This window comes from Myxococcus virescens, from assembly GCF_900101905.1.
Taxonomy (GTDB): Bacteria; Myxococcota; Myxococcia; order Myxococcales; family Myxococcaceae; genus Myxococcus; species Myxococcus virescens.
Window position 1 is genome coordinate 768,391 of record NZ_FNAJ01000001.1, and the last position, 17,420, is coordinate 785,810.

Annotated in this window: 10 protein-coding genes; 6 read left to right on the top strand and 4 right to left on the bottom strand. The window is 70.5% G+C overall.

Annotated features, from left to right (window positions below; translation table 11 throughout):
* Positions 1-36 precede the first annotated feature (36 nt).
* A complete protein-coding gene (locus BLU09_RS03170; RefSeq protein WP_186817670.1) occupies positions 37-4,377 on the bottom strand; it encodes a DEAD/DEAH box helicase in 4,341 nt (1,446 codons plus the stop codon).
* A gap of 402 nt (positions 4,378-4,779) precedes the next feature.
* Here BLU09_RS03170 and BLU09_RS03175 point away from each other — a divergent pair, with 402 nt between their 5' ends.
* The gene (locus BLU09_RS03175) at positions 4,780-5,952 is read left to right on the top strand and encodes an FAD-dependent monooxygenase (protein ID WP_090485195.1); all 1,173 of its coding nucleotides are present in this window, start codon (positions 4,780-4,782) and stop codon (positions 5,950-5,952) included.
* Between the two features lie 24 nt (positions 5,953-5,976).
* Here BLU09_RS03175 and BLU09_RS03180 read toward each other — a convergent pair whose 3' ends face one another.
* The 3 genes from BLU09_RS03180 to BLU09_RS03190 all read right to left on the bottom strand — a co-directional run bounded on the left by BLU09_RS03180 (position 5,977) and on the right by BLU09_RS03190 (position 9,335).
* Entirely contained in the window at positions 5,977-7,032 is a 1,056-nt protein-coding gene (locus BLU09_RS03180) for an ABC transporter ATP-binding protein (protein ID WP_090485198.1), read from the bottom strand.
* Between the two features lie 176 nt (positions 7,033-7,208).
* A complete protein-coding gene (locus tag BLU09_RS03185; protein WP_090485201.1) occupies positions 7,209-7,808 on the bottom strand; it encodes a DUF2378 family protein in 600 nt (199 codons plus the stop codon).
* Between the two features lie 66 nt (positions 7,809-7,874).
* Positions 7,875-9,335 (bottom strand): sensor histidine kinase, encoded by a 1,461-nt coding sequence (locus tag BLU09_RS03190; RefSeq protein WP_090485205.1) that lies wholly within the window; start codon positions 9,333-9,335, stop codon positions 7,875-7,877.
* Between the two features lie 171 nt (positions 9,336-9,506).
* On the opposite strand from BLU09_RS03190, the gene BLU09_RS03195 reads away from it, so the two are divergent.
* The 5 genes from BLU09_RS03195 (at position 9,507) to BLU09_RS03215 (ending at position 17,376) form a co-directional block, all read left to right on the top strand.
* On the top strand, positions 9,507-10,472 hold the full coding sequence (locus BLU09_RS03195) for a PLP-dependent cysteine synthase family protein (RefSeq protein ID WP_090485208.1): 966 nt from the start codon (positions 9,507-9,509) through the stop codon (positions 10,470-10,472).
* Positions 10,473-10,550: 78 nt separating this feature from the next.
* Positions 10,551-10,958, top strand: a complete 408-nt coding sequence (locus BLU09_RS03200; protein WP_090485211.1) for a hypothetical protein — start codon at positions 10,551-10,553, stop codon at positions 10,956-10,958.
* Between the two features lie 127 nt (positions 10,959-11,085).
* Positions 11,086-12,456 carry a TolC family protein gene (locus BLU09_RS03205; RefSeq protein ID WP_090485214.1) on the top strand — a complete coding sequence of 457 codons (1,371 nt, stop codon included), beginning with the start codon at positions 11,086-11,088 and terminating at the stop codon, positions 12,454-12,456.
* Positions 12,453-14,189: an efflux RND transporter periplasmic adaptor subunit gene (locus BLU09_RS03210; RefSeq protein WP_186817669.1), complete on the top strand. Its 1,737-nt coding sequence runs from the start codon at positions 12,453-12,455 to the stop codon at positions 14,187-14,189. The genes BLU09_RS03205 and BLU09_RS03210 overlap by 4 nt, the downstream gene beginning before the upstream one ends.
* Entirely contained in the window at positions 14,176-17,376 is a 3,201-nt protein-coding gene (locus BLU09_RS03215; protein WP_090485217.1) for an efflux RND transporter permease subunit, read from the top strand. The genes BLU09_RS03210 and BLU09_RS03215 overlap by 14 nt, the downstream gene beginning before the upstream one ends.
* Positions 17,377-17,420 lie beyond the last annotated feature (44 nt).

Sequence of the window (17,420 nt, forward strand, 5' to 3'; positions counted from 1 at the left end):
CACCCTAGCATCCGCTGCCCGACGGGGCCTCACCACTCAGCTCGCCATCGCCTCGCCGCCGTCTTCCGTGTCCTCTCCAACGTTGCCGTCGGCCGCATCGTCCAGTGCGCCGACATCTCGCGGCACGCCGTCCACGTACGTCACCACGTTGCCCGGCATCGCCGGTACTCGCGGCCCGGGCGTCACCACGCCCGTGAGGTTGAGCGGGTCCACACCGGACAACTGCACCCGCACACCGGACGGAGGCTGACGGCGCACCGAGCGCGCCATGTCCACCGCCTCCGGCAGGGCGAACTGTTCGCCCACGAAGCCCGACACGAAGCGGCCACCGCGCACCTCACCGCGCGCTTCCATGCGGCGGTACACGAAGAGCAGCTCGCGCCACGTGGGCGCCAGCGCCTCGCGCATCACCAGGTCGCGCCAGACGATGCCGTAGCGCTGGAGGAAGAGGCGTGCCAGCGAGTCCAGCACATCGTCTTGCGACTTCGGCTCCGCGGGTGTCAGCAGGCTCCAGCGGCCAGGGCCACCGCGTTGGAGCAGCTTCTGCCGCTTGCGGTGTGCCGGGCTCTGGAGCACGCGCAGGTTCTGCACCGCGTCCGCCGTCACCAGCCCGCGCGCCACCAACTCCCACAGCGCGTCCTCGATTTCGGCGGGCAGCCTGCGCGCGCGCGACACCAGGTCCTGGAAGAAGCAGGCGCCGCGCCGCTCCAGCACCGCCACCACGTCCTTGGCGGCTGCGCTCAGGTCCGGCGGCGTCCACACGTCCCCGTCCGCCAGCACCGCGTGAGGCCGCGCCGCAGTGAGCATCCACTCCAGGTCCTCGCGAAGGGTGAAGGTCAACGACGCGTTGCGCGTGGGCGACGCTCGCGAGCGCGTGGGCGCGGGCTCCGGCGGCGTCACCGGCGCGCCCCGGCGAGGCCCCGGCGCGGGCTTCGCCTCCTTCGTCGTCAGCCGCCCCCAGGCCACCTCACCCGCGTAGCAGGCCCGCTCCAGCAGGTCCGGCGTGTAGCCGCGCATGCGCGCGGGCAGCAGGAAGCGCTCCCACGCGGAGGCCGGCGCCTCATAGCCCTGGAGCAGCCGCACCGCCTTGAGCAGCCCCGTGGAGCCGCGCAGCGCATCCAACTCCTCCAGGTGGTGCCAGCGGAAGAGGAAGCGCATGAAGTCCTGCGCGCTCAGCGGCTCGATTTCCTTGCGCAGCCGCCCCACCGTCAGCCGGTGGATGCGCTGGAGCAGGCGCCGGTCGCACCACTCCAGCGGCGGGCTGACCCCATCCGCCAGTGGGACCTCCAGCGGCCGGAAACGGCCGCGCAGCACGTTGCCCTGGGCCTCCAACTGGTGCATGGCCGCGTTGACGGAGTCCTCGTCCAACACGACGAGCCGGGCCAGCTCCGCCACCGTGGTGGGCCCCAGCATCTCCATGCGTCCGCGCACCACCTGGAGCACGGCGGCGTCCCGCTCCACGGGCCGGTCATGCGCCAGCACCGGCAGCGGCGGCTGCATGGGCGCGTCCGGGAAGAGCACCCGCAGCGCGCTGCCCCGCTCCGCCGACACCAGGAAGCGGCCCGCGGGCAGGTCCATCCACGCCACCCGGCCCTGCTCGAACAGGGGCGTCGCCATGCCGCGCGGCACCTCCTCGGCGGGCAGCAGAATCAGCTGCAACAGCGCGTCGTGCAGCTCGTCCTCGTCGCGCATGGGCGGGGCGGCGTCCGCCACCACCGTGGCAATCGCCGTCGCGTCCAGCGCGCCGAAGGCCGTCACGTCCTCGGCGGGCATGGCGCGGCGCAGGGCCACGTTGCGCACGCGGCGCTCCTCGGCGGGCGCATCATCCAGGAAGGTGTAGGGCTGGCTGTGAATCATCGCGTGCGCGAAGAGGCTGGGCTCCGGCACGTCGCGCGCCAGCAGGCGGATGCGGCCATCACGCATGCCGCGCAGCACCTCGCGCAGGCCGTCCACGTCCATGGCCTCGCGCAGACAGTCATCCATGGTCTGCTTCACCAGCGGATGGTCCGGCAGCTCCAGGTCGCCACCACCGTGGTTGTCCTGGCAGCCCACCTGCTCCGGGAACACCGACGCCAGCAGGTCCTCGCTGCGGGCGCGCTGGAGGTTGGGCGCCACGCGCTTGCCCCCCATCATCCGGTGCAGCGCGAGCGACCGCGTGGCCACCCACCGGAAGCGCGTGCCGAAAATCGGCGCCTGGAGCACCGCCTGCACCAGCACCTCCTCCACGTGGTCCGGGTGGAGGAAGTCGAAAATCTCCGCCAGCGGGAAGGAGTGCTGCTCGCCGAGCGACAGGAGGATGCCGTCTTCCGTCGCCGCCGCCTGGAGCTCGAAGTCGAACGAGCGGCAGAAGCGCTTGCGCAGCGCCAGGCCCCACGCGCGGTTGATGCGGCTGCCGAAGGGCGCGTGGATGATGAGCTGCATGCCGCCCGCCTCGTCGAAGAAGCGCTCGGCCACCACGGTGGTGTGGCTGGGCACCGCGTCGAGCATCTTCTGCCCCGTGCGCAGATAGCCCATCAGCGCGTCCACCGCGGGCGGCGGCATGCGCAGCTCCTTCTGGAGGAACGCCGGCGCATCCTCGCGCTGCGTGAGTTCCTCGCGCAGGCGGCCCACCTGGAGCGACAGCTCGTCCGTGCGGCCCGGCGCCTCGCCGCGCCAGAAGGGCACGTTGGGCGGCGCGCCGCGCGCGTCCTCCACCTGCACCGTGCTGCCCGACACGCGCTGGATGCGCCACGCGGTGCTGCCCAGCAGGAAGATGTCCCCGGGCGAGGACTCCACCGCGAAGTCCTCGTCCAGCGTGCCCACCACCTTGCCCTCGGGCTCGGCGGTGACGTTGAAGGTGAAGGTGTCCGGGATGGCGCCGCCATTGGTGAGCGCGGTGATGCGCACGCCGCGCCGACCCTTGAGGCGCTGATTCACCCGGTCTCTGTGGAGGTGGATGCCCGCGCGGCCCCGGCGCGCCGCCACGCCTTCGGACAGCAGCTCCAGCACGCCCTGGTACTCCTCCCAGGTGAGGTTCCGGTACGAGTACGCGCGCTGGAAGAGGCTGAAGAGCGCGCGTTCGTCCCACTCCTCGCAGGCACACGCGGCGACAATCTGCTGCGCCAGCACATCCAGCGGCTTCTCCGGAATCCGCACCGCGTCCAGGTCTCCCTCGCGCACGGCGTTGAGGAGCGCGGCGCACTCCATCAACTCGTCCCGCGTCATCGCGAAGAGGATGCCCTTGGAGATGCCAGCCTTGTGGTGGCCCGCGCGGCCCACGCGCTGGAGCAACACGGAGATGGCTCGCGTGCTGCCCAACTGCACCACCAGGTCCACGTTGCCCACGTCGATGCCCAGCTCCAGCGACGCGGTGGCCACCATGGCCCGCAACTGCCCGGACTTCAGCTTCTCCTCCGCGGCCAGACGGATTTCGCGCGACATGCTGCCGTGGTGCGCCGCCACGGTGCCCTCGCCCAGGCGCTCACCCAGGTCGTGCGCCACGCGCTCCGCCATCTTCCGCGTGTTGACGAAGACGAGCGTCGTGCGGTGCGTCCCCGTCAGCTCCACCAGCCGGTCGTAGACCTGCCCCCACATCTCGTGGCTGGCCAGCGACGACAGCTCCGCGTCTGGAATCTCCAGCGTCAAATCCCACGGGCGCAGGTGGCCCACCTCCACCCGCTTGCACTCCCGGTGGGAGGCGCCGGTGAGGAACCCGGCGATGGCGTCCAGCGGCTTCTGCGTCGCCGACAGGCCGATGAGCTGGGGCCGCGCGTCCGTGAGCGCCTTGAGCCGCTCCAGCGACAGCGCGAAGTGGCTGCCCCGCTTGTCGCGCGCCAGGGCGTGGATTTCGTCCACGATGACGGTGCGCACCGCGCGCAGCGTGGCGCGCGCCTTCTCCGCCGTGAGGTAGAGGTAGAAGGACTCTGGCGTGGTGATGAGGATGTGCGGCGGACGGCGCACCATCTGGGCGCGCTCGGAGGCCGGGGTGTCTCCGCTGCGCACCTGGACACGCAGCTCCTGCGGACGGAAGCCCTCCGCGCGGGCCCGGGCGAGCAGCTCCTCCAGCGGCTGGAGCAGGTTTTTCTGCACGTCGTTGCCCAGCGCCTTGAGCGGCGATACGTAGAGCACCTGCGTGCAGTCCGGCAGCGTGCCTTCCAGCGCCAGCCGGAAGAGCGCGTCCAGCGCGGCGAGGAACGCCGTCAGTGTCTTGCCACTGCCCGTGGGCGCGGCGATGAGCACGTCCTGGCCCGCCCGGATGAGCGGCCAGCCCTCCACCTGGGGACGGCTGGGCTCGCCCAGTCGCTCCGCGAACCAGCGGCGCACCACCGGATGGAACGGTGCCAGCGCCGGATGCGCCGCGTACTCCGTGGCGAAGTCGAGGCTGATTTGCGGGGCCATGGGCACCTCCACGGCTAGCCTGAACACAGGTACAGCCCGGCGTCAACGCGACAGAACGTCGTGAGTAGGCCCCCACTGCGGGTGCTCCCGGCACCAGGCGGGGGCCCGGCGGGACGCCATCCTTGCGTGCGGGCATGACGCTGACACGTCACGGGAGCAGCGTGACGCGTCATCCGCCACCCGGCACGAGCCACCGCACACAGCGGAAGTCCGTGACGCGGAGCCCACGCGCGGAGGCGCCGCGCCTCGCCGCCAGGAGGAATGTGCCTTGCACATCGCCCCTCGGAACATGAGGAGCGAAAGCTTGAGCCCCACCCACGAGATTCCCCGGGCCCCCGTCGAAACCAGGCGCCCTGAGCCCTGCCGCAACGGGACGCCCGCCGCCGCGCGGAGGGGCGCGCCATGAGCGAAGCCTCCTACGACGTCGCCATCATCGGAGGCGGCCCAGCGGGCGCGGCCATGGCCGTGGCCTTGCGAGACCTGGCGCCCTTCCTGTCCGTCGTGATGCTCGAGCGCACGGATTACGACACACACCGCCCGGGCGAGACCTTGTCACCCGACCTCCGCATTCCCCTGTCCCGGCTCGGTGTCTGGAGCAGCTTCCTGCGCGATGGACACCTGGCCTCGCGCGGGACGTCCTCGTGCTGGAGCCGCGCGGAGCCCCGCGTCCAGGACATGCGGATGTCGCCCTGGGGCTCCGCCTGGCACCTGGACCGGGCACGCTTCGATGAACGGCTCAGCCTGGAGGCAGCCCGGCAAGGCGTCCGCGTCCTTCGCCTCACGACCCTGCTGGACGTCGAGTCCATCGCGAAGGAGGGCTATCGGCTGCACCTCTCCCAACGCAAGACAGGCGCGCTCACGCTGAGGGCGCGCTTCGTCGTGGATGCGACCGGATGGAAAGCCACCTTCGCCATGACCCAGGGCGCGCGGCGCCGCATCCGCGACCGCTGCTTCACCGTTCATGGCACGTTCCAGCTCCGGCCAGGGGAATCGTTCCCCACGGATGCCCTGGTGGAATCCTGTCCGGAAGGCTGGTGGCACTCCGCGCGACTGCCCTCGGACTGTGTCGCCGTCACCCTGGTGGGTGATGGAGATTCCTTGCACGGACTGCGCTGGGCGACGCCGGAACCGTGGACGGCCCTGCTCGAACAAGCCCCCGTCACCCAGGCGAGGCTGGCGGTCTGCGACTTCGCCGGAGAGCCTCTCGTCGCGGCGCCCGTGCTCGTCGGCGAACTCGACCAGATGCACGGTGAGCGCTGGCTCGCCGTGGGCGATGCGGCCTGCACCCATGACCCGCTGTCCGCCCAGGGTATCTTCAGCGCGCTGGACTCCGCGCTCCTCGCCGCCGAAGCCCTGGAGCAATACCTGCGCGGTGAAGCGGATGCGCTCAGCGCCTACGAGCAAACGCTTCATCTGCGCTTCGACGACCACCTGCACAGGCGAAGCTGCACCTACCGCGAGGAGCAACGGTGGCCCGACGCGCCCTTCTGGAAGAACCGGCACACCGCCTTCCCCGCCCTGATGCCCGCCGCGGGGCAGCGCTCCGAGACAGCGCCCACCGGGCTCGCGCCATGAGGCACCGCGCTGCCCCGGCGCCTCTCAGAAAATCCAGAGGCGCTCCTTGGGGAACGCGAGCGTGTAGGCCCCCGGGGCCAACGACTGGCGCGTCGAGGCGCGCAGTGTCTGCCCTGCGGCATGGAACTGGTGCTCCCAGCGCCCGCCCACGTAGATGGAGCTCACCAGCGCGGCCGGGAGCCGGTTCTCCCCGGGCCCGGATGCCAGTTGGAGCTCCTCCACGCGGATGACGCCGGTGGCCGTGTCGCCACCGGAGCCGTCCCCACGCAGCAGGCCCCACAATGACTGGCTTCCCACCTGGAGCCGCGCCTCGCCGTCGCGCCGCTCCACCACGCGGCCGGACAAGGTGTTGTTCACCCCCATGAAGTCGGCGGCGAACAGGCTCCGGGGCTCCGTGTAGAGCTGCTCCGGCGTCCCGTCCTGCACCATCCGCCCACCGTCCAGCAGCATGATGCGGTCGGCGATGGCCATGGCCTCCACCTGGTCATGGGTGACGAAGAGCGCGGTGAGCCCCAGCCGCTTGATGAGCGCGCGAATCCACACGCGCGCCTCCTCCCGCAGCTTCGCGTCCAGGTTGGACAAGGGCTCATCCAGGAGCACCAGCGGCGGCCCGTAGACGAGCGCCCGCGCCAGCGCCACCCGCTGCTGCTGCCCACCGGAGAGCTGGCTGGGGAACCGGTCGCCATACCCCTCCAGGCCCACACCCTGGAGCACCTCGCGCACGGCCCGCTCCACCTGCTCGCGGGGCTGCTTGCGCAGCCGCAGGCCGTAGGCCACGTTGTCGAACACCGTCTTGTGCGGCCACAGCGCGTAGGACTGGAACACCAGCCCCAGGTCACGCCGCTCTGGCGGCAGGTTCACCTTCGCAGCCGCGTCGAACACTGTGCGCTCGCCGATGTGGATGCGCCCTCGCACCGGCGTCTCCAGTCCGGCGACGGAGCGCAGCAGCGTGGACTTGCCGCTGCCGGAGCGGCCCAGCAGCGCCACCACTTCGCCATCTCGGAAATCGGCGGTGATGCCCTTCAGGATGTCATTCGCGCCGAGCCGGACGTGGAGGTCCTCGACGAACAACCGGGCCATGCGGTGACTTCCTTCCGGACAGGGAGCGCGTCCGGCCGGCATCGTGCGACAGCTCGCGGAAGGGGGCCAGCGCCAGCGCGCCCTGAACGGGTGCTCCAGCGCCTCCACCGGCAACCGAGACACTCGGAGACGGAGCGAGTCCAGCAGGAAGGGCGCGTCGCGGCGGCGCTCCCGCCTCAGTGGACGCGACGGGGACCGGCACCGGCCACGGGCGCCCGGCTGGCGACCTTCGACCAGGTGACGCGGAAGGTGGCCGCCGTGCCGTCGAAGGCGATGGGCTTCACCTCCACATGCCCCGCGCCCGCCGACCGCAGCGTCTCCGCCAGAAAGCCCGCCGCGAAGTCCGGCGTGTCCGCCGTGACGTCCTTCATCCACAGCGTGGCGCTGTCCTGCGTGGACTCCTCCACGCGGACCTCATTGAAGTTGTTGCCGGCGCGGACGTTGTACGGCACCCGCTCCAGCGTGCGCCGCGGCCCCAACTGCGTGACGAGCGACAGGCTGGCCCGGCCCACCGACGTCTGCCGGAAGCCCTGGAGGAAGCGCGCGCCCAACGCGAAGCTGGCCTCGTGCGGTGGCAGGGTCGGGAAGACATCCTGCGCCGCCACGCGCAGGAAGGCGCGCCACTGCTCCAATGTGTACTGGGGGCGCAGCGGCTCCGACAGGTCGAGCCCCACCGCCTTCAAGCGCTGGCGTCCATCCCGGGTGAGATACGGCCCGAGCGCCCGCACGAAGAGCGCTTCCACGGACTGAGCGAAAATGAGCTTCTCTGACGCCATGCACGGAAGGTGGTAGCGGCAACCCCAAACGGGGAGTCGTGAGGTGCCCCAACCGTCAGCTACTCATCAACGTGGCAGGCGAATGAGGAAGGTCGTGCCCTCCGTCGCACTGGAGGCCACCTGCGCGTCCCCGTCATGCGCCCGGACAATCTGCCGGGTGATGTAGAGCCCCAGGCCCAGGCCGCTGGGCGCGCCCGCGTCACTGGCCGCGCGCCGGCCCCGTCGCCAGGCGCCGAAGACATGGGGCAGGTCCTCGGCGGGGATGGGCGTGCCACGGTTGTGGATGCGCAGCACCACCTCGCGCTCGGAGCCCTCGGCGCCCACCCACACGGTGCTCTCCGCCGGGCTGTACTTCAACGCGTTGGCCACCAGGTTGCCCACGGCCTGCTCCAGGCGGTCGGAGTCCCACTTCCCCAGGCCATCGCCCTTGGACTCCAGCTCCACCACCCGGCCAGGATGGCTGGCGCGCAGCTCGTCCACGGTGCGGCGCACCACCTCGAACACGTCGCACGGCGAGCGCACCACCGGAATGCCACCGCCCAGCCGCGAGCGCGCGAAGTCCAGCAGTTGGCGAATCATCCGGTCCATGCGCTCGGCGCTGGTGAGGATGCGCTCGGTGAGCATGCCCTGGCGCTCGTCCAGCCCACCCTTGCGCCGCAGCTGCTGCGCGGACATGGACAGCGCGTTGAGCGGGTTGCGCAGGTCATGCCCCAACATGCCGATGAACTGCTCGCGGAACTCCTCCGCGCTGCGCGACTCCGTGACGTCCCGCAGGGAGGACATCACCGCCAGCACCTCGCCGCCGGCCCCCAGCGCGGGCGACAGGACGTAGTCGAAGTACCGCGGGCCCCGGTCCGATCCCAAGACCATGGTGCCGCGCTGCACCTGCCCCGTGCGAAGGGCCACCCGCACCTGTTCGAGGTACGGCGTCAGCGCCCCATCCGCGGCCTGCAGCTCATCCAGTGTCCTGCCCGGTGCATGCACGGCGTGGCTGCCGCGTGAGGCATACAGGGACTGATTGGCCGACAGGACGCGCCCGGTCTCGTCGTAGAGCGCGATGGGGTCCGCCGCGCAGGAGATGGCCAACTCCAGGAGCTGGCGCTGGTGCACCACCTCGCGGGACAGCTCCTTCACCTCGCGCTCGGCCTGGCGCAGCCGGAGCAGCGCGTGGACCTGGGCCACCAGCTCCTCCGGGTCCACCGGCGCCACCAGGTAGCCGTCCGCGCCGCGCTCCAAGCCCTGCGCCCGATCGCCCGGCCCCACGGCCTGTGCGGACAGGTGGAGCACCAGGACACCCTGTGTGCGAGGCGTCTCCTTCAACCTCCGGCACACCTCCAGGCCGCTGATGTCCGGCAGCCGCACGTCCAGGATGACCAGGTCCGTGTCCTCGGTCACCAGGGCAAGCGCCTCCATCCCGGAGGCGGCGTCCACGACGCGGAAGCCCGCGAGCTCCAGCACGCGGGAGGTGACATAGCGGCTGGCCGCGTCGTCGTTGACGTTGAGGATGAGCGCGGAAGTGGGAGGCATACGGAGGTGTGTGGGCCAGGCTCTTTCGTAGCCGCGCCTCCGCCTGAACGCCAGATGTTACGGGCACCAACAGGCGCGCTGTCGGGGCGGGCAGACAAGCGCCTGTCCAGGAACCCAGCAAAAAGTTCATGGCCAGTGCCGAACGCGCCGTTTCGCGATAGGGAAGGCCGCATGCGTCCTCCCTGTCGCCCTCTTCCCGCGGACGGCCGCTTCCTCCAGGCCGTGGGTCCCACTCCGCTCGTCCCCGTACGTCTCCACGAGGAGGGCCCCACCATCTGGTGCAAGCTGGAGTTCCTCAACCCCAGCGGCTCCACCAAGGACCGCATCGCGCGCTACATGCTGGAGAAGGCGTGGCGCCAGGGGGAGCTCGTCCCCGGCGGCGAGGTCATCGAGGCGTCCAGCGGCTCCACGAGCATCGCCCTGGCGCTGGCTTGCGCCCAGATGGGCCTGCGCTTCACGGCGGTGATGCCGGAGGGAGTCACCGGGGAGCGCATCCTCACCATCCGCGCCTATGGGGGTGACGTGGTGCTGGTGCCGCGCGAAGCCGGCGTGCACGGCGCCATCGTGAAGGCGGAGGAGCTGGCGCGTGAGCGCAAGGCCTTCGCGCCGCGTCAGTTCGAGAACCTGGACAACGCCGAGGCCCACCGGGTGTGGACGGGCCAGGAGATTCTGTCGCAAATCCCGGGCGGGCTGGTGCACGGCGTGGTCAGCGGCGTAGGCACGGGCGGCACCGTGGTGGGCCTGTACCAGGCCTTCGCGGAAGCAGGCTGTCCGGTGACGGCCTTCGTGGCGCGCCCCATCGCCGGCCTGGGCTGCGACATCGAATGTTGCAGCTTCAGCCCCCGCGTCCCGGGCGTGGTGGATGGCATGTCCCGGCTGTACCGCGAGGCGGACATGCCGGGCCGCGTTGAAATCGACGTGTCGGACGACGTCGCCATGAGCACCGCCAGGGCGCTCATCCGCCGCGGCTTCCCGGTGGGGCCGTCGTCCGGCCTCAACTACGTCGCCGCGGTGGAAGCCGCGAAGCGACTGGGCCCGGGGGCGCAGGTGGTGACGGTGTTCCCCGACCGCATGGAGCGCTACTTCTCCACCGAGCTCATCCAGCCCAAGCCCGTGCCAACACGCGGCGCGGCATGAGTTGAATGGGAATGGCGCGGCGCGTGCGGAGTTGCACGCGCCGTCACGCCGCGCTATCTGCTGGGCAAGCCCACGCTCATGCTCGTCCGAGTCCTGACATTGCTGGTGGTCCTGGGGCTGCCTCCCATCGCGGGGGCGGCCGAGGGGCTGTTCCATCTCTGCCAGGGCACGGTGAAGCTGGACCTGACGTGTGTCTGCCCCCAGTCGAAGCGGACGAAGGCCGCGCCCGACGCTCAGGAAGCGGGCATCCGTGGCAACCACCACGACTGCTGCGGCGAACTCGCCGTGCAGCTCCCGGCGCCAGAGCCCGTCACCGCGAGCGCACGCCATGCGTGGGCGCTGACGCCCCTGGCGGTGCTTCCCCAGGCTGTCCCCGTGGTGCCGCCAGCGCCCGAGGCCCTGCCCACGTCGTGGGTGCGCATCCGGGGCGTGCATCGCGCCACCGCGCCGCCGCTGTACCTGCAGCACTGCTCCTACCTCATTTGAGACGTCCGGCCCGCATGCGCTGAGGCCTGGCGGGTGGACGTGTGTCCACCGGCCGGATTCCGCCCGCCGCCGGTGACGTCCTTCTCCCGGCGACAGGCTCGTATCCCGTCATCTGGAGCAGGAAGTCATGTCGTCCCATGGAACCTGGAGGCGGTCCGCCACGCGGGCCGTGCTCGCCACCGGCGTCGCTGTGTGGCTGGGCCCCGGCGCGGCCGGAGCCAATGAGCAGCGGTATCAATCCCAACTCGAAGCCATTGCCCGGCAGGCACCGGAGGCACAGGCATCCGAGCCCTTCACGAGCGCCACCGTGCTGGAGCGCGCGGAGCTGGTGCGGCAGGTGCTCGCGCGCAACCCCTCACTGGAAGCAGCGCGTGAGGCGTGGCGCGCCAGTCTCGAACGCTACCCGCGTGAGACGGCGCTCGAAGACCCGATGCTGACCTATGAAGTCGCGCCGCTGAGCATCACGGGCAGCGTGCCCTTCGGACAGGTCGTGGGGCTGAGCCAACAGCTCCCCTTCCCCGGCAAGCGCGGCCTGCGAGGGGAGATGGCGCTGGCGGAAGCGCAGGCGATGCGCGAGGACCGCGAGGCCCTGCGTCTGCGCCTGGCCCTCACGGCCTCCACGCTCTTCGATGACTTGTTCGTCGTGGAGCGCTCGCTCGACGTCACGGCGGAGCACCTGCGGCTGCTCGGGCAGCTCAAGAAGAGCGCGGAGGCCCAATACGTCACCGGCCGCGCCTCGCAGCAGGATCCGCTCCAGGCGGAGGTGGAGCTGAGCGAGGTGCTGCGCGAACAGGTGATGTTCGAAGCCGAGCGCGAGCGGCTTCGCGCCCAGCTCAACGGCCTGCTGCACCGCGCCCCCCAGGCACCGCTGCCGCCACTGCCGGAAGCCATGCCCACGCATGCCGCGGAGTCCGTGCCCGCCGAACGGCTGCAAGACGAAGCGCTGCGCCTGCGCCCGGAGCTGGAGGGCCTGCGGGCCCGGCTCGGTGGTGGCGAGGCCGCCGTCCGGCTCGCGAAGCGCGACTACTACCCGGATGTCATGGTGATGGGTGAGTACAACTCCATGTGGATGGACACGCCCCACCAGTTCATGGCGGGCGTCACCCTCAACATCCCGCTCGACTTCGGCAAGCGGAAGGCCGCTGTGCGGGAGGCCGAATCCGGCCTGAAGCGCCTGCGCCGGGAGGAAGAGCAGCTCATCTCCGACATCCGCGTCGAGGTGGAGCAGGCGCGCTCGCGCGCCGAGGAGGCTCGGCGCGTGGTGGCGCTCTTCCAGGAGCGGCTCATCCCCGCGGCGAAGGACCAGGTGTCCGCCGCCCGCGCGGGCTTCGAGAGCGGCAAGAACAGCTTCCAGGTCCTCATCGAGGCGGAGCGCGGCCTGCGCCGCGTGGAGCTGCGTGAACAGACAGCCCTGGCGGACGTGCAGCGCCGCCGGGCGGAGTTGGACAAGGCCATGGGCCACACCCCGGGACTGCCCCGGAACGGAGAGACGCGATGAGCCCCCCGAACCGCCGCCGCATCGCCCCCTGGCTGGGAGTGGTTGCCCTCGCCGTCCTCGTCGCCGTGGCCTGGAAGCCCCTCGCGGGCTGGTTCTTCGGCTCCACGTCCCACACCGGCACCGCGCCCGCGACGCATGAGGCTCACAGCGGCGCGGGCACGCCGCTGCCCGACGCCGCTTTGGAGTACACGCGCGCGGCCTTCGAGTCCTACGAAGCCACACGGGCCTTGCTCGCGCAGGACACCCTGGAAGGACTCGAGGCCAGGGCGGGAGCGCTGAAGGCCGCGCTCCAGCAGGCCGCCGAGGCCACCCAGGGTCATGGCACGCCGCTGACGGCCTGGCTCCAGCAGGGCGCGGACGGCGCCGCGCAACTCGCTTCGGCGAAGGACGCCGAGGCAGCGCGCCAGCACTTCGCGCGCGTGAGTGAAGCGCTCATCGCCCTGGCGTCCGCCGATCCGCGGCTCCAGGAAGGCTGGCACGTCTTCGAATGCCCCATGGTGGAGGGGGTGAATCAGTGGCTCCAGCGCGAGCCCAAGCTGGAGAACCCGTACATGGGCCGGCGCATGCTGGCGTGTGGCTCCGCCAGCGAGTGGCGCTCGGCCGCTCCCGCGGGTGCTCACGGCGAGGGTGAAATCGCGCACTACACCTGCCCCATGCACCCGTCCGTGAAGCAGCACAGCCCGGGCGCGTGCCCCATCTGCGGCATGGACCTGACCCCCGTCAGCCGCGCCGAGCTGGCGAGCGGCATCATCCGGGTGGACGACCTGCGGCGGCAGCGCATCGGCGTGAAGACGGCGAAGGTGGAGCAGGCCTCCATGGACCTGTCCCTGCGCGCGCTCGGCCGCGTCACCTTCGACGAGAAGTCGCTGGTGGACGTCACCCTCAAGCTGGACGGCTACATCCACGAGCTGCGCGTCAACGCCACGGGCGAGCCGGTGAAGAAGGGCGACGTCCTCTTCACCCTCTACAGCCCGGAGCTCTACGCCGCGCAGCAGGAGTACCTGCTGGCGCGTCAGAGCCAGAGCGCGGCCAACGCGTCGCTCGTGGGCGCGGCGCGCAAGCGGCTGGAGCTGTGGGGCCTGTCCGCGGCGCAAATCGAGCGCGTCGCCCAGCGAGGCCAGCCGGTGGAGAACATGCCCTTCCTGGCGCCCGCCAGCGGCTACGTGCTGGAGAAGAACGTGGTGGAGGGCGCGGCGGTGAAGGCCGGTGAGCGCCTGTTCCGCATCGCCCCGCTGGCGAAGGTGTGGGTGGAGGCGGACGTGTACGAGCAGGACCTGGCGCGCGTGAAGCCGGGCCATCCGGTGGAAGTCACCCTGCCCTACCTGCCTGGGAAGAAATACGCGGGCAGCGTCGGCTACGTGTACCCGTCCCTGCAAGGCGCCACGCGCACCGGGCGCATCCGCATCGAGCTGCCCAACCCGGAGCTGGAGCTGAAGCCGGACATGTACGCGGACGTCCGCTTCATTCTGCAGGGCGGCGCGCCGCGACTCCAGATTCCCGACTCGGCCGTCATCTACACCGGCCCGCGGCGGCTGGTGTTCGTGGACCTGGGCGAGGGCCGGCTGCGGCCCCAGGAAGTGAAGCTCGGCATCAAGGGCAACGGCACCTACGAGGTGCTGGAGGGCCTGTCGCCCGGCGACGTCGTCGTCACCAGCGGCAACTTCCTCATCGCGGCGGAGAGCCGCATCCGCTCCGCCACGGATGACTTCGGAGGCAGCCATGCAGCCCACTGAGAACGGCGGACAGGGCTTCATCGGCCGCATCATCGGTGCGTGCGCGCGCAACCCGTTCCTCACCCTCCTGCTGGTGGGCGGCCTGGCGGCGTGGGCCGTCCACGCGGTTCGCAACACCAAGCTGGACGCCATCCCCGACCTGTCCGACACGCAGGTCATCGTCTTCACCGAATGGATGGGACGTGGGCCGGACCTGGTCGAGGACCAGATCACCTACCCCATCTCCTCCTCCCTGCTGTCGGCGCCGAAGGTGAAGGCCGTCCGTGGCCAGTCCATGTTCGGCATGTCCTTCATCTACGTCATCTTCGAGGACGGCACGGACATGTACTGGGCGCGCAGCCGCGTGCTCGAATACATGGAGACGGCGCGCGGACGCCTGCCCGCGGGTGTGACGCCCATGCTGGGTCCGGACGCCACCGGCGTGGGCTGGGTGTTCCAGTACGCGCTCGTGGACGAGAGCGGCAAGCACTCCCTGGCGGACCTGCGCAGCCTCCAGGACTGGAACGTTCGCTACGCGCTCTCCAGCGTGCCCGGCGTGGCGGAAGTCGCCAGCGTGGGCGGCATCGTCAAGCAGTACCAGGTGCAGGTGGACCCCAACCAACTGCGCGCCTACGGCGTGACGCTGGGCGAGGTGACACGCGCGGTCCGCGAGTCCAACGAGGACGTGGGCGGCCGGGTGATGGAAATCGCGGGCCACGAGCACATCATCCGAGGACGTGGCTACATCCGCTCCACGCAGGACATCGAGAACATCCCGCTGAAGGTGAGCGGGGACGGCACGCCCGTGCTGGTGCGCAACGTGGGCACGGTGAGCCTGGGGCCGGACATCCGCCGGGGTGTCGCGGAGCTGGACGGCAAGGGCGAGGTGGCCGGCGGCATCGTCGTCATGCGCTACGGGGAGAACGCGCTCACCGTCATCGACGCGGTGAAGGAGCGCCTGGAGGAGGTGCGCGCGGGCCTGCCGGAGGGCGTGGAGCTGGTCGTCACCTATGACCGCTCGGGGCTCATCGAGGAGTCCATCAGCACGCTCAGCCGGGCGCTGGTGGAGGAGATGCTGGTGGTCAGCCTCATCATCTTCCTCTTCCTGATGCACGCGCGCAGCGCGCTGGTCACCATCTTCACCCTGCCCCTGGCGGTGCTGCTCGCCTTCATCCCCATGTACTACCAGGAGCTCACCGCCAACATCATGAGCCTGGGCGGCATCATCGTCGCCATTGGCGCCATGGTGGATGCCTCCATCATCATCGTGGAGAACATCCACAAGAAGCTGGAGGCGTGGGAGGCGGAAGGCCGCCCCGGCGAGCGGCGCGAGGTCATCATCTCCGCGATGCAGGAGGTGGGGCCCTCCATCTTCGGCACGCTGCTGGTGCTCACCGTCGCCTTCCTCCCCGTCTTCACGCTGGAGGCCACCGAAGGCCGGCTCTTCAAGCCGCTGGCGTACACGAAGACGTACTCCATGGGCTTCGCCGCGGTGCTGGCGGTGACGCTCACGCCCGCGCTGGCGGTGCTCTTCATCCGCGGACGCATCCGCCGGGAGGACGAGAACCCCCTCAACCGCTGGCTGGTGGCCCTCTACATGCCGGTGGTGCGCTTCGTGGTGCGGCACGCCAAGGTGGTGGTGGCGCTGTCCGTGGTGGCCATGGCGCTGACGGTGCCGGCCTTCATGCGGCTGGGCCATGAGTTCATGCCGCCGCTCAACGAAGGCGCCATCCTCTACATGCCCACCTCGCCGCCGGGCATGTCCATCACCGAGGCCACGCGCATCCTCCAGTCCATGGACGCGGAGCTGAAGCGCATTCCAGAGGTGGTCAGCGTCTTCGGCAAGGCGGGCCGCGCGGAGACGGCCACGGACCCGGCGCCCCTGTCCATGTTCGAGACGACGGTGGTGCTCAAGCCGAAGTCCGAGTGGCGCAAGGGCCTCACCTGGGAAGCCCTGCTGACGGAGATGGACGAGACGCTCCAGTACCCGGGCATGCCCAACATCTTCTGGATGCCCATCCAGACGCGCACGGAGATGCTGGCCACCGGCATCCGAAGTCCGCTGGGCATCCAGGTGTTTGGCGACGACCTGGACACGCTGGAGCAGGCGGCGGTGGCCATTGAAAAGGCCGTGGCCCAGGTGCCCGGCACGCGCAGCGCGTTCGCGGACCGCTCCACCGGTGGCTTCTACGTGGACATCGAGGTGAAGCGGGAAGAGGCCGCGCGCCTGGGCCTGGGCGTGAAGGACATCAACGAGGTGGTGATGGGCGCCATCGGCGGAGAGAACGTCTCCCAGACGGTGGAGGGCCGCGAGCGCTACCCCATCAACGTGCGCTACGCGCGTGAGTACCGCGACAGCCCCGAGCTGTTGAAGGAGGTGCTGGTCCCCACCCCGGCCGGCGCGCAGGTGCCGCTGGCCCAGGTGGCGGACGTGCGCTTCGTGCAGGGCCCGCCGATGATTCGCAGCGAGGGCGGCAAGCTCGTCACCTACGTCTTCGTGGACACCGCGCGGCCCATCGCGGACTACGTGAAGGACGCGAAGGCGGCGGTGGCGCGCGAGGTGAAGACGCCCACCGGCGTGCGCGTGGAGTGGAGCGGCCAGTTCAAGTACTTCGAGCGCGCCACGGAGAAGCTCAAGGTGGTGATTCCCGTCACCCTGCTGCTGGTGTGCCTGCTGCTGTACTTCAGCACGAAGTCGGTGGTGGAGATGGGCATCGTCCTGCTGGCGGTGCCCTTCAGCCTGATTGGCGCGGTGTGGCTGCTGTACCTGCTCGACTACAACATGAGCATCGCCGTGTGGGTGGGGCTCATCGCGCTGGCCGGGCTGGACGCGGAGACGGGCGTGGTGATGCTGCTCTACCTCACCCTGGCCCATCAGAAGGCGGGCCAGGAGGGACGGCTGCGCTCCATGGCCGACCTGACGGAGACCATCGTTGATGGCGCGGCGCGTCGTATCCGTCCCAAGCTGATGACGGTGATGACGGACATGATTGGCCTGCTCCCCGTGCTGTGGAGCACCGGCACGGGCGCGGACGTGATGAAGCGCATCGCCGCGCCGCTGGTGGGCGGACTCGTGACGTCGTTTTTACTCGAGCTGACCGTATATCCGGCCATCTTCGCCCTCTGGAAGCGGCGCCACCTTCCCCAGGAGCAGCCAGAGGAAGGCACAGGAGAGCCACCCCTGCCCGCCGAAACTCAGACAGCCTGAAAAAGTGCAATCTGGCTGAATCTGGACACTCGAGTTCGCCCCGG

Coding starts and splice junctions, on each gene's coding strand:
- BLU09_RS03170 (WP_186817670.1), bottom strand. CDS start 4,377: ATGGCCCCGCAAATCAGCCTCGACTTCGCCACGGAGTACGCGGCGCAT.
- BLU09_RS03175 (WP_090485195.1), top strand. CDS start 4,780: ATGAGCGAAGCCTCCTACGACGTCGCCATCATCGGAGGCGGCCCAGCG.
- BLU09_RS03180 (WP_090485198.1), bottom strand. CDS start 7,032: ATGGCCCGGTTGTTCGTCGAGGACCTCCACGTCCGGCTCGGCGCGAAT.
- BLU09_RS03185 (WP_090485201.1), bottom strand. CDS start 7,808: ATGGCGTCAGAGAAGCTCATTTTCGCTCAGTCCGTGGAAGCGCTCTTC.
- BLU09_RS03190 (WP_090485205.1), bottom strand. CDS start 9,335: ATGCCTCCCACTTCCGCGCTCATCCTCAACGTCAACGACGACGCGGCC.
- BLU09_RS03195 (WP_090485208.1), top strand. CDS start 9,507: ATGCGTCCTCCCTGTCGCCCTCTTCCCGCGGACGGCCGCTTCCTCCAG.
- BLU09_RS03200 (WP_090485211.1), top strand. CDS start 10,551: ATGCTCGTCCGAGTCCTGACATTGCTGGTGGTCCTGGGGCTGCCTCCC.
- BLU09_RS03205 (WP_090485214.1), top strand. CDS start 11,086: ATGTCGTCCCATGGAACCTGGAGGCGGTCCGCCACGCGGGCCGTGCTC.
- BLU09_RS03210 (WP_186817669.1), top strand. CDS start 12,453: ATGAGCCCCCCGAACCGCCGCCGCATCGCCCCCTGGCTGGGAGTGGTT.
- BLU09_RS03215 (WP_090485217.1), top strand. CDS start 14,176: ATGCAGCCCACTGAGAACGGCGGACAGGGCTTCATCGGCCGCATCATC.